Source organism: Eubacterium sp. (assembly GCF_057858645.1).
The window spans coordinates 60,197-72,394 of sequence record NZ_DBLZZO010000013.1 but is presented as its reverse complement, the minus strand read 5'-3'; the positions used below and the strand labels follow the sequence as shown (position 1 = coordinate 72,394).

Annotated in this window: 13 protein-coding genes; 12 read left to right on the top strand and 1 reads right to left on the bottom strand. The window is 33.7% G+C overall.

Annotated elements, in window-relative coordinates; all coding sequences use genetic code 11:
- Positions 1-71: 71 nt before the first annotated feature.
- From ACZM4J_RS06075 to ACZM4J_RS06050, 6 genes are all read left to right on the top strand, one after another.
- A complete protein-coding gene (locus ACZM4J_RS06075; RefSeq protein ID WP_489485795.1) occupies positions 72-653 on the top strand; it encodes an N-acetylmuramoyl-L-alanine amidase in 582 nt (193 codons plus the stop codon).
- A 96-nt stretch (positions 654-749) separates the two neighbouring features.
- On the top strand, positions 750-1,817 hold the full coding sequence (locus ACZM4J_RS06070; RefSeq protein WP_489485793.1) for an L-threonylcarbamoyladenylate synthase: 1,068 nt from the start codon (positions 750-752) through the stop codon (positions 1,815-1,817).
- 15 nt (positions 1,818-1,832) lie between these two features.
- Entirely contained in the window at positions 1,833-2,285 is a 453-nt protein-coding gene (locus tag ACZM4J_RS06065; RefSeq protein WP_022165959.1) for an arsenate reductase/protein-tyrosine-phosphatase family protein, read from the top strand.
- A gap of 19 nt (positions 2,286-2,304) precedes the next feature.
- Positions 2,305-2,934, top strand: coding sequence for a uracil phosphoribosyltransferase (gene upp, locus ACZM4J_RS06060; RefSeq protein WP_489485791.1), 630 nt, complete (start codon positions 2,305-2,307; stop codon positions 2,932-2,934).
- 105 nt (positions 2,935-3,039) lie between these two features.
- Positions 3,040-3,528, top strand: a complete 489-nt coding sequence (locus ACZM4J_RS06055) for a deoxycytidylate deaminase (protein WP_022165957.1) — start codon at positions 3,040-3,042, stop codon at positions 3,526-3,528.
- Positions 3,529-3,687: 159 nt separating this feature from the next.
- On the top strand, positions 3,688-4,077 hold the full coding sequence (locus tag ACZM4J_RS06050) for a hypothetical protein (RefSeq protein ID WP_022165956.1): 390 nt from the start codon (positions 3,688-3,690) through the stop codon (positions 4,075-4,077).
- Between the two features lie 239 nt (positions 4,078-4,316).
- Here the strand turns inward: ACZM4J_RS06050 and trhA are convergent, their stop codons facing one another.
- Positions 4,317-4,991 carry a PAQR family membrane homeostasis protein TrhA gene (gene trhA, locus ACZM4J_RS06045; protein WP_022165955.1) on the bottom strand — a complete coding sequence of 225 codons (675 nt, stop codon included), beginning with the start codon at positions 4,989-4,991 and terminating at the stop codon, positions 4,317-4,319.
- A gap of 341 nt (positions 4,992-5,332) precedes the next feature.
- Between trhA and ACZM4J_RS06040 the strand changes: the two genes are divergently transcribed.
- The 6 genes from ACZM4J_RS06040 (at position 5,333) to ACZM4J_RS06015 (ending at position 12,004) form a co-directional block, all read left to right on the top strand.
- Positions 5,333-6,340, top strand: a complete 1,008-nt coding sequence (locus ACZM4J_RS06040; RefSeq protein WP_412335354.1) for a P-loop NTPase family protein — start codon at positions 5,333-5,335, stop codon at positions 6,338-6,340.
- A complete protein-coding gene (locus tag ACZM4J_RS06035; protein WP_302999984.1) occupies positions 6,324-7,523 on the top strand; it encodes a TadA family conjugal transfer-associated ATPase in 1,200 nt (399 codons plus the stop codon). The genes ACZM4J_RS06040 and ACZM4J_RS06035 overlap by 17 nt, the downstream gene beginning before the upstream one ends.
- A 13-nt stretch (positions 7,524-7,536) precedes the next feature.
- On the top strand, positions 7,537-8,265 hold the full coding sequence (locus tag ACZM4J_RS06030; RefSeq protein ID WP_412623106.1) for a type II secretion system F family protein: 729 nt from the start codon (positions 7,537-7,539) through the stop codon (positions 8,263-8,265).
- A 5-nt stretch (positions 8,266-8,270) separates the two neighbouring features.
- Complete coding sequence (locus ACZM4J_RS06025) at positions 8,271-9,704, top strand: immunoglobulin-like domain-containing protein (RefSeq protein WP_489485790.1); 1,434 nt, start codon at positions 8,271-8,273, stop codon at positions 9,702-9,704.
- Positions 9,705-9,916: 212 nt separating this feature from the next.
- Positions 9,917-10,108: a Flp1 family type IVb pilin gene (locus ACZM4J_RS06020; protein WP_489485788.1), complete on the top strand. Its 192-nt coding sequence runs from the start codon at positions 9,917-9,919 to the stop codon at positions 10,106-10,108.
- 111 nt (positions 10,109-10,219) lie between these two features.
- Positions 10,220-12,004, top strand: coding sequence for a DUF5702 domain-containing protein (locus tag ACZM4J_RS06015; RefSeq protein ID WP_489485787.1), 1,785 nt, complete (start codon positions 10,220-10,222; stop codon positions 12,002-12,004).
- The last annotated feature ends 194 nt before the right edge of the window (positions 12,005-12,198 follow it).

The window sequence follows — 12,198 nt, the reverse complement described above, 5'->3', positions numbered from 1 at the left end:
TGGAGAAAAAAGCTATCTAATCTCAATACATTTCTAACTCCCCATATATACTGGGGAATACATATCACAATTTGCGTAAACTACAACCAGCACATGGTGGAGATGATCCGGGAAAAATTGGTGTAAATAAAGAGAAAGAAAAAGATGTGAATTTGGCTATTAGTAAGAAGCTTTTTCAGGTACTAAATGAACAGGGGTATAAGGTTGTACTAACCAGAAGCGAAGATGTTGTTTTGGGGGATGGAGTTAAGTTTTCTAAAATAAGGGATTTAAATAAACGCTGTGAAATAGTAAACAACGCCTATGAAGAAAATAATAAATGTATTATGGTTAGTATTCACCAAAACAGCTTTACGCAGACGTCAGTTCATGGAGCACAAAGTTTTTATTTTCAAAGGTCAGAGCAAAGCAAGTTGCTAGGTGAAACTTTGCAGAAAATCCTAAATGAAAAGGTAAATGATAAAGAAAAAAAGGCAAAGCCAAATGACAGTTACTATATTTTAATAAATTCAAAATGTCCGGGAATAATTGTAGAGTGTGGTTTTTTAAGCAATAGCGATGAGGCAACAAAATTGACAAATGAAACATATCAAAAAGAGCTGGCAGAAATCTTGAGTGAAGGCATTTCTACATACTTTAATATGCAGCGATAAATGGCGATTCCTGGTGAAAAGATAAAGGGGTCTAACGTTGTATTTTAGATGTAATTATGATAAAATAAAACGGATATAGGTCAGGTGAGGCGAGAAATGAACACGAAGATAATTAACATTGATAAAGACAATATAGATGGGGAAGCATTAAAGGAAGCAGGGCAGATTATTCGAGATGGAGGCCTTGTTGCATTTCCAACAGAAACGGTTTATGGATTGGGTGCAAATGCACTTGACGCCCAGGCAGCTATGAAGGTTTATGCTGCGAAAGGACGCCCATCAGACAACCCATTAATTGCACATATTTGTGACATAGAAATGCTGAAACCATTGGTAAAGAAAATACCACCGGTGGCAGAGAAATTAATGGATGCTTTTTGGCCGGGACCACTTACTTTAATTTTTGAGAAAAGCGATATTGTTCCAAAAGGAACAACAGGAGGCTTGGATACTGTGGCTATCAGATTTCCAAATCATCCTATTGCAAGCAGATTAATTAAAGAAGCCGGAACAAGCATTGCGGCACCAAGTGCCAACTTATCAGGTAAGCCAAGTCCAACACTTGGTGAGCATGTAATCGATGATTTGGACGGTCGCATTGACATGATTATTGATGGTGGCATGGTAGGAATGGGATTGGAGTCTACAATTATAGATGTAACAGTAGATCCACCTCTTGTTTTACGACCAGGATTTATAACATACGAAATGGCAAAGAAGGTTGTTAGCAACCTTGAGATAGATCAGGCCATTTTGAAGAAACCGGTAGAAGGTTTGAAACCAAAAGCTCCGGGTATGAAATACAGACATTATGCACCGGCAGCAGATTTTCGTATTTTTAAAGGTGATGCGAATAAAGTTGCTCAGCACATAATTGATTCAGCTAATGCAAAAACTGAAGAAGGAAAGAAGACAGGAATAATAACAGCTAACCAGCATTTAGGATTGTACCAGGGAAAAATAAATGAGAACATTAAGGTAGTATCTCTGGGCGATTTGGACAAGCCGGAAACAATAGCAAACATGTTGTTTAAAGCGCTTCGCGATTTTGACAAAGAGGAAACTGAATTCATTTTTGGGGAAGCTTTTTCAGAGGACAACATTGGATGGGCTATTATGAACAGGCTTACAAAGGCAGCTGGTTATAACATAATGGATGTGTAGCAGTTCGGAGGAAAAATGTTAGAATATTCAAAAGTAATATTTGTAACTGATACAGACACTTCGTTAGGACCATTGGCGGCAGCTCTACTTAAGCATTATTTACCACAGGAGAGAGCTACTATTGAGTCTAAGGGACTAGCAGTGTTATTTCCGGAACCTATGAACCCAAAGACCGTTGCCATTGCAGCGTCAAAGGGGATTGAAATTGACAGAAGTTCAGTTCAATTAACAGGTGAAGATTTTGGAAAAGATGTATTGGTACTTGTATTAGACGAAACAAAGAAGCAGGGCATTTATGATGACTTTGCTGAAGCAGTGAATGTCTATACACTTAAAGAGTATATTAATGAGCAAGGAAGTATAACTAACCCGGATGGTGGGGAACTTGCTGATTATGCGAAACTTTATGATACGGTTGATGAAGTGATTATAAAGTTAGCGAATAAGTTAAAACATAATAAGATATAATATGTACGGAGGAAGAAACATGGCAAAGATAATGATAATGGATCATCCATTGATTCAGCACAAGATTGGAATTATCAGACAGGCAACTACAGGAACAAAGGATTTTAGACAGTTAATAAGCGAAATTGCAATGCTTATTACTTATGAAGCAACAAGAGATTTAGAGCTTGAAGATGTAGAAATTGAAACACCTATTTGTAAAACAACAATTAAGCAGTTAGGTGGAAAGAAACTTGCAATCGTTCCAATTCTTAGAGCTGGTTTAGGTATGGTTGATGGTATGCTTGCACTTATTCCATCAGCAAAGGTTGGACATATTGGTCTTTACAGAGATCCAGTAACAGCAGAACCTCACGAGTATTATTGCAAGCTTCCTGAAGATTGCGATAAGAGAGAAGTTTTTGTGGTAGATCCAATGCTTGCAACAGGTGGTTCAGCTATTGCAGCAATCCAGATGTTAAAGGATAAGGGCGTTAAGAACATTAGACTTATGTGTATTATTGCAGCACCTGAAGGAATTGAAGCTTTTGAAAAGGCTCATCCGGACGTAGATGTTTACATTGGTGCAAAAGACGAAAAATTAAACGAACACAAATATATTGTTCCAGGTCTTGGCGATGCAGGAGACAGAATTTTCGGAACAAAATAGTAACTAGAAATGAAGAAAGACTTTTCTTAAGGAGAAGGATTTCTTCATTTTTAATATAAGAAGGATTTTAAATATGAGGGCAAAACATGATTGGAGGACGAGACAATGAGTAACAAAAGAAAAGACTATATTTCATGGAACGAATATTTTATGGGCGTGGCATCGTTAGCTGCGTTGCGCTCAAAGGATCCAAATACTCAGGTGGGAGCCTGTATTGTAAGTGAAGATAACAAGATTTTGTCAATGGGATATAACGGACTTCCAATTGGCTGTAGTGACGATGAATTTCCTTGGAATAGGGAAAGCGACGATCCTTATGACAACAAATATTTTTATACAACTCATAGCGAACTAAATGCAATATTAAATTATCGCGGCGGTAGTTTAGAAGGGGCAAAAATATATGTAACTTTATTCCCTTGCAATGAATGTGCCAAGGCGATTATTCAATGTGGCATAAAGGAAGTTATTTACGGAGACGACAAATATGGCGACACTTCATCTGTGAAAGCTTCTAAAAGAATGATGGAAGCAGCGGGAGTTAAATACACACCATATGAAAAGTCAGGAAAGGAAATAAAAATAAAGTTGTAGAAGTTTTATATTTTATGCGGTAAACCTGTAACTAGGGTGCGGTATAAATTATAATTTAGTTGATTTATAATTGTAAAAATAAAAGTAAAAGGTATATATTTGTAGTAACAAATAATTGAAATCTGAATAGTATAAAATGATAAACTATTAGGATTGATTATGGACTATAAATATATACCTTTTTACGTTCAGGGAAATGCAATAAATGGATTTTATTATGGACAATGGAATCAAATGTCAGACAGAGATATTGATTATGTTAAGGAAATGTACCCGGTAGCTTTTATGACAATTCAGGATTGGGTTGAAAGAGAGTGCGACAAACAGGAGTTTGCAGGAAGTCTAATGTTTGATGAATATCCCGATAAATTAGGTGTTTTGCAAATGGTAAACAACATATTCAGGCAGGTTAAGGAAGAGGAAGAACAGTGTGGCGACGGAGAAAACTGTATTAAATATCCGGATGATCAGTGGCTTAAAGATATAATTATGGTTTTGCTGTTAAATGAAATGTACAGAAGAAGGCAAAACAGAAGAAGATATTATTGAAAAATCGTAAAATAGAAGAATATATTATTAGAAAGATATTGTTGGAAAAGAGCAAAATGTAAAGAAATTACCCTATTTTATTTTCGAAAATGTGTAATTATTTTCATTTTTGTACAAATAAAAATTTTATTACACAAAAAATCTGGAAGAAATAACACTCTTCCAGATTTTATCTTTTTAGATCGTTAAACTTTTATAGAAAAGTTTGAAGACTTATAAGTTTATCGAAAATTATAAGATTATAGAGCATAAAGAATAATTGCAAAGAAATGCAAAATGCTGCCTGCAACAATGAATACATGGAAAATAGAATGCATCCATTTTTTAGTTTTGCCAAGTCCGTAAAGGATAGAGCCTACAGTGTAGGCAACACCTCCGGCAACAAGTAAAATTACTCCCCCCAGCGACATGACTTCGTAAGTCTGCTTTATGAAAAATATAATTGTCCAGCCCATTGCAAGGTAGCAAATCATGGAGAAAACACTATATTTCTTTAAATCAATGGCTGTAAGTGCACAAGCAATAATTGCGCAGCCCCAAACAATTCCAAATAAAACCCACGCAAGTGCAGGATATTTAGGTCGCATAGCAACTAATAAAATCGGTGTATAGCTGCCGGCAATTAGAAAATAAATGGTGCAATGGTCTAAAACCTGCATTACTTTTTTGGCCATACCCGGTCGTAAACCATGATAAACACTGGACATTGTATATAAAGTAATGAGGGTTACTCCATAAATACAACTGGAAACAACTCCGATGACACTACCTGCTTTGGCAGCTGTAATAACACAAAGTACAAGTGCTGCAATACCGAGAGCTCCGCCTACAATGTGAGAAACCATATTGAAAATCTCTTCGCCCTTTGAGTAGGTAGGCAATGTTCTGTCTGATAATTTAGTTCTTTTACTCATATATTTTCCTCCATATAATTGTTCTGCTTTGAAAAAATAAAACGTCATTATTAGTATAATGACACGAAAAAAATATGTATTGTAACCATAACATCTAGTTATGAATACTACATAGAAGTATACCACTATATATTTATGTGTCAAGTGCACAAAAAATGAAAAAAACACACATTCTTTAAAATATATATAAAATCACAAAAAGGGTATAGACAAAGTGGGAGAAAGGTGTTTATAATGTGAAAACAGCATTACCTGAGACAAAAAATGCAGGCTAGTGTTGAAGAAAATTATGAAGTACCAGATGGTAAAAATTAGAATTAAGAAGAAAGGGGAGAAGAAAGATGACGGCAACTTTGGCAATTTATGATTTAGATGAAGTATATGCAAATAGTTTAATGAAATACATTAATCAAAAACAAAACATGCCATTTAAGGCAACGGCTTTTACAAATAAAGAGGCACTGGAAGAATATTTACAGGACAACCATATTGATATTCTATTGGTGGATTACAATTTATATGATGAATATTTGGAACTTGAAGATGTAAGTAAAATAATATTTTTAGTGGAAGATGATTGTCAGCAGTTCAAGGATTATTCTTATATTTATAAATTCCAATCATCTGAAAATATCATTAGAAAAATTTTGGATTATTTTGCAGAGCTGAATATAAGCAAAACAGGTTCAATAGCGAAAAGAAATGGAACAAAGATTGTTGGAGTTTATTCCCCTATAAAGAAGCCTGAACAAACTGTTTTTGCTTTTACTGTGGGGCAGGTGTTGGCTGAAAGCGGAAGTACCCTATACATAAACATGGATGAGTTTACGGCATTCGATAAAATCTACCATCAAAATTATCAGGGTGATTTGTCTGACTTAATGTATTATTTTAAACAAAATAAAGATACAGTTGCCATTAAGCTGAAAGCTATCGTAAATACAGTTAATACATTAGATTATGTGCCACCACTTAAATATTCAAGGGACTTGAGAACTATGGAAACAACAAAGTGGATAGAATTGCTGGAAACCATAATGGCTACAGGTATGTATGAAAATATTGTAATTGATATTGGAAATGTAGTGGAAGATATAACTTCGTTAATTGAATTTTGCGACAAAATCTATGTTCCTATAGAAAACAGTTATATGTACAAGATGAAAGTTGGGGAGTTTGAAGAGTTTTTGTTACGTAGCGAAGCTTCAGAGTTAATAGATAAAATTGAGCAGGTTACGCCACCTATAGATTTAGTTGACATAGAGGATGACAATTTCTTAGAAAGACAGTTGTGGAGTAATTTGGGAGATTACTCAAGACAGGTAGTAGGAGGTGGGGGCAATAGGTGAAAAAATTAGTAAAGAAACCATAAGAGAGAAAGTTATCTCAACTATTGATATGACCAGGGAACCTCAGGAGCAGGAACTTCACGAAATAATTGACCGTATTATGGAAGAGGAATTAAAAGAAAAATATTTGACTATTAAAGAAAGAATAAAAATTCATAAAGAAGTTTTTAATTCCATAAAGGGGCTGGGGATACTTGAAGATTTGCTGGAGATGGATGAAGTGACGGAAATTATGATAAACGGTAGGAATCATATTTTTATTGAAAAAGCGGGTAGAATCATACCTTATGATGATTCCATAGAGTCAGAGGAAAGACTTCAGGACATAATTCAACAGATTGTTGCAAAAACAAATAGAAGAGTAAATGAGTCTAATCCAATTGTTGACACAAGATTGGAGGACGGCTCCAGAGTGAACGTGGTTTTGCCACCAGTTGCTTTAGATGGCGCTGTTATAACTATTAGAAAATTTGCTAAAGAAAAAATTACCATTAATCAGTTAATTAAATGGGGGACTCTTACTAGAGAAGTAAGCGACTTGTTGGAAAAATTGGTTGTTGCAGGATACAACATTTTTGTAAGTGGTGGGACAGGCTCAGGGAAGACAACATTTTTAAATGTGCTGTCTAATTTTATCCCTAATGACCAAAGAGTTGTAACCATAGAAGATTCTGCAGAATTGCAGTTAAAGAGTGTGGATAATATTGTTCGTCTGGAGGCAAGACAGGCTAACAGTCAGGGAGAAAATGAAATCACTATAAGAGATTTAATAAAAACGTCTCTTCGAATGCGACCTGACAGAATTATTGTTGGGGAGGTTAGAGGCGCAGAAGCTCTTGACATGGTCCAAAGTTTAAATACGGGTCACGACGGCTCGATGAGCACAGGACATGGGAATTCTCCAAAAGACATGCTCGCCAGATTAGAAACTATGGTTTTAATGGGGGCAGATATACCACTAAATGCCATAAGGTCACAGTTAGCAGCAGGTATTGATATTATGGTTCATTTGGCACGAATGCCAGATAAGACAAGGAAAGTTATAGAGATTAATGAGATTCAGGAATTTAAGGACAATCAGATTATTTTAAATAAGCTATATTGTATGGAAAATGGCAAATTGAAAAAAGTAGGAACATTGAAAAACATATTTAAGTTACAAAGCTATGGGCTAAGTGTATAAAGAAGGGACAAAAATGAAATTATCTAAAAATGAAATCATAATAAATATTGCAGCAATACAGTTAATAGTTTTTGTTATTGGAAAATTATTTTATGGAAATTATGCATTTGGAATACTCTTAATCCCATTTACAGTAGCAATTTACAAGCAAAGAAAGAAAAGCCTTATAAACAAGAAAATTGCTTACGGAGAGCTGCAGTTTAAAGACATGCTAATAGCAATTTCTGATGGATTAAAAACAGGCTACTCAGTAGAGAATGCCATTAAATCAAGTTATAAAGATTTAAAGAACATATACGGAAAAGAATGTTTTGTGTGCAAAGAGTTGGAGATAGCAATATCACAGCTAAAACTAAATATATCAACAGAAAAAGTGTTAAAAGACATGGCAGAGAGAATGGAACTAAAAAATGCTATTTTGTTTTCGCAAATTTTTAGTGTGGCGAAAAGAACCGGCGGCAATATGCCTGAAATAATCAAAAATGTAACAGATGATATTGTAATGAAGGAAAATGTCAGAGAGGAAATTAATACATCCATAACAGAAAAAAGATTAGAGCAAAAGGTAATGACACTGATTCCCGGATTTATAATTATATACATTTCTGTAAGTTCTCCTGAATTTTTAAAGATAATGTATGAAAGTATAGTAGGCAAAATAGTTATGACAGTATGTTTAATTCTATATTTATTAGCATATATATGGGGCGAAAGAATTGTGGACAGCATTATGGAGGAATAGGTGAAATGACAAAATTTATTATTGTGGTGTTTCTTGTTTTGAGTGCGTTTATTGTATTTACAATTCCTTATAAACACAGATATAAGAGGAAGTTAAGTAAGAAAAAACATAAATTATGGAGCTTATATGGAGTTGGCATGTTCATTGTGGATAGGCTACCCAAAAAGATTTTTCAAAATACAGGGGTTAATAATGACTTAAAGAAAATTACTGTTAAGGAGCATATAATAAAAGAGCAATATTTTTATTATATAGAAAAAGTTTGTATTGTAGTTGGAGTTATCTGGCTAACGCTTGGAGTTTCAATTGCAGTTTTATATTCTGAATCTAAAACAGACAGGCAAATTAGTAAAGTAGAGCGAAGTGTAAAAAGTTCAAATAATTATAATGTGAGAATTATAGATGATGTTGGAGAAGAGACGGTTAAGTTAAATGTTGCAAAAAAGCAGTATACAGAGAGTGAAAAACAGAAGGTGTTGGAAAAAAACAAGAAAGTCCTTTTAAAAGAAGTTTTAGGTAAGAATAAAAGTCAGAACAAAGTAAACAGTAAACTGAATTTGGTTTCTGAAATAGGAAAAGAAAAAGTTAATGTATACTGGAAAATCAGTGATAAAAACATAATAAATTACAACGGAGAGATTTCTTCTAATGTGAAAAAACAGGGAGAAGTTGTAACACTTACGGCGACTATGACATTTAAAAAGAAAACCATAGATTATAGTTTTGGAGTGAATGTATACCCAAGGAGTGACAAAAGTTCAAAAGGAAATTATGTGCAGGAATATGTGGATGAAAATGACAAGTATAGTAATCAGGTCAAACTGCCGCAACAAATAAATGGGAAAAAAGTGACTTACAGAGAAACAAAGGACACAGTAGGAAAATATATACCAATAATAGGAATTATAGTAGGAATTACATTGTTCTTTCTGAAGGATAAAGATTTAAAAAAAGAAGTAGAAAAACGAAACAGGCAGTTGCTAAATGACTATCCGGAAATAGTAAGTAAGATTTTGCTTTATTACGGAGCAGGACTATCAATTAAGTCGGCAATAGAGAGAATGGTCGCAGAGTATAATGTGGAAAAGAAAAAGAATAGTAAAGCATTCAGGTATGCATTTGAGGAACTTTCGATGTGCTCAGTGAAGATGAAGAGTGGTGTTCCTGAAACTGTGGCAATAAGTGAATATGGTAACAGATGCAACATTCATTGTTATATAAAACTGGCAGGTTTAATAGAACAGAATCTTAAGCGAGGAACAAAAGAATTAACGCTGGTGCTAAAGAGTGAATTAAAGGATGCAATGAATGAAAGAAAAAACAATCTGCTAAAAAATGGTGGACAGGTTTCAACAAAATTATTAGGCCCAATGGTGTTAATGCTGATTATAACCATTGCAATAATAATGGTACCCGCATTATTGTCCATTAACATTTAGCAGAAAGATTTTATGAAAAAAAGTAATTCAAACAGCAAGGCAATTTATATAACAAATTAACTTGGATAACAAACTGATTTAGGAAACAAATATGAGGCAGAAAATATGAAGCAGAAAATAAAATGAACAAAATTTATTTTTAGGAATGTATCGATGAAATACCCACGACTAAAAGGAGGGGCAATAAATATTATAGTAGGAGGAAATAGCGAATGAAGAGTGTGGTTATGAATTTTATAAATAAAATAAAGAAAAATGTTAATGACGAAAGTGGAATGGGAGTAATTGAAATTGTATTGATTATTTTAGTTTTGGTAGGCTTAGCATTGGTATTTAAAGGACAGATTAGTGGTGTTGCCAATGGCGTATATGAATCAATTAGTGAACAGATTGAAAACTTTTAGAATATGAGGATTAATAAAACAAAAAAAGCAAGCATTACAATATATCTTAGCTTAATATTTGTTACAGTGTTATTGCTTATTAGCATAATAATAGAATCGGCAAGAATGAATATGGTGCAAAGTGAGTGTAAGACTTTTACATATTTAGCAACGGATTCTGTTTTGGCAGGCTATGCAAGACAGGTATATGAAGACTATGGTGTACTAATGTTTTGGGAAAACGAATCAGTAAATGAGAACTTAAAAAAATATATTCAGGCGAACATTGAATTGGGTGATGTGGAACATAAGGGTTCGAATCTTTTAATGACAAGACTTAAGAATATAAAAGCAAAAGAAAAGAAATATGTGTGGAGTAACGGTGGAGAAGAATTTGTCAGGGAAGTTTCTAATTACATGAAGTATGCAGTGGCTACAGAAGCAATAGATAAAGTTATAAACATATCTGCAAACAAAAGTGATGACCATAGCAATAGTAGTATTAGTGGCAATAACAGCAATAGTAACAGCAATAAAATAAACGACACTGGCAATAATAACGGCAAGAATGATAGCGCTGATAGTAATAGTAATGGCGGTGTTGGGAATGGTGAGTATAATCTCGGGGATGTAGATGAGATTATAGATGATTCAAAAAGCAAAGAAATCCAGGAAAATGTTGAAAAAATCTGTGATGAAATAAAGAATCTGAAAGATGCAGATATTCAAAAGAAACTAAAAACAAAGAAAAAGAGAGAAATGTTTTTAGAGAAAATAATGTCCATAGAAGAAGATATTAAACTATATCAAAAGGACAAGAAGGAATGTTTAAGTGAATTAAACAAAGATGGTCAAAATAAAGACAATCAGAATAGTATGAAGGATTTTATGGATGATAATTTAAATATATTAAAGTCTATAGAAAAGCAATTAACAGAGGAAATTAACAGATTACCTGAGAATTCAAAGGAGCAGTGGGAGACGATTGCCAAGGATATAGAAAGCAAAATTAGTTCATTGCAAATAAACGAAATAAGTGAAGAGGATAAGAAAAACAAAGGTATTTATGAGAATGCAAAAGGCTTGATAGAAAAGGGGATTTTATCTTTAGTTATAGATGAAACAGATAAAATTTCGTCAACTACTGTAGAGTTAAAAGACTTGCCCTCGACTATTGACAATAAAGGTGAGAATAGTTTAGACAACGTTAAAACAAAAGCTGCACTTGTACTTTATGGTGCGATGAAGTTTGGAAATTTCACAAATCTTATAAAGAACAGGGAAATAAGTTATGAGCTTGAATATATAGTTGCTGGAAAAGATAGGGATAGAAGTAATTTGGCATCTACTGTGGAACAGATTGTTGCTGTGAGGAATGTTGTTACTTTAGCGTATTTAGTAACTGACAAAGAAAAAATGGCTTTAATTGAAACAACAGCAGCTTCGGCTGCAACAGCAATAGGTCTGCCTTTTTTGGAACCAGTTATTAAAGGTGTACTGTTAGAAGGCTGGGCTTTAGCAGAGGCAATTAATGACGTAAAAACTTTATTAAAGGGTAAGAAAATAGACCTAATGAAAAATGCTAACAATTGGAAAACCAGTTTGAAAAATCTATTAGCAAGTGGCAGTAGTGAATCTGAAAACAAAGCAGCAATAGATTATAAACAATTCTGCATGATATTAATAATGAAAAACAGCATAGAGACAACAGCATACAGAATCATGGATTTGATTCAGTTAAATGTTAGAAAGAACTATAATCAACAATTTGACATGAAGAAATGTGTAACATCATTGGATGTTGAGGCTAAATATGAGTCGGAACCATTGTTTGTTGCAATGCCATGGGTAATTAATGGATTAAATGGAAATATAGGTTCATATAATTTTAGCATAGAAAGTCAGTTAGAATATTAGTACAGATGAAAGAATGTGAGGAGGTGAATAAATATGCCCTTTTTCCCACCTGTTGTACATAGTGAAAAACATAAAAAAATAAAATTAGGATGTGATTCTCTCCAAGTACAGAAGCCAAAAAAATATAAAGAAAAAATAAAAAAAATAAATGTGTCCCAGGGAAAAAGGGTATATTTATTTACCTCCAAAGGAAG

What these genes read in the sequence shown, in the direction of transcription:
- ACZM4J_RS06070 (WP_489485793.1), top strand. Translation starts at nt 750, where the DNA reads ATGAACACGAAGATAATTAACATTGATAAAGACAATATAGATGGGGAA.
- ACZM4J_RS06065 (WP_022165959.1), top strand. Translation starts at nt 1,833, where the DNA reads ATGTTAGAATATTCAAAAGTAATATTTGTAACTGATACAGACACTTCG.
- upp (WP_489485791.1), top strand. Translation starts at nt 2,305, where the DNA reads ATGGCAAAGATAATGATAATGGATCATCCATTGATTCAGCACAAGATT.
- ACZM4J_RS06055 (WP_022165957.1), top strand. Translation starts at nt 3,040, where the DNA reads ATGAGTAACAAAAGAAAAGACTATATTTCATGGAACGAATATTTTATG.
- ACZM4J_RS06050 (WP_022165956.1), top strand. Translation starts at nt 3,688, where the DNA reads ATGGACTATAAATATATACCTTTTTACGTTCAGGGAAATGCAATAAAT.
- trhA (WP_022165955.1), bottom strand. Translation starts at nt 4,991, where the DNA reads ATGAGTAAAAGAACTAAATTATCAGACAGAACATTGCCTACCTACTCA.
- ACZM4J_RS06040 (WP_412335354.1), top strand. Translation starts at nt 5,333, where the DNA reads ATGACGGCAACTTTGGCAATTTATGATTTAGATGAAGTATATGCAAAT.
- ACZM4J_RS06030 (WP_412623106.1), top strand. Translation starts at nt 7,537, where the DNA reads ATGAAATTATCTAAAAATGAAATCATAATAAATATTGCAGCAATACAG.
- ACZM4J_RS06025 (WP_489485790.1), top strand. Translation starts at nt 8,271, where the DNA reads ATGACAAAATTTATTATTGTGGTGTTTCTTGTTTTGAGTGCGTTTATT.
- ACZM4J_RS06020 (WP_489485788.1), top strand. Translation starts at nt 9,917, where the DNA reads ATGAAGAGTGTGGTTATGAATTTTATAAATAAAATAAAGAAAAATGTT.
- ACZM4J_RS06015 (WP_489485787.1), top strand. Translation starts at nt 10,220, where the DNA reads ATGGTGCAAAGTGAGTGTAAGACTTTTACATATTTAGCAACGGATTCT.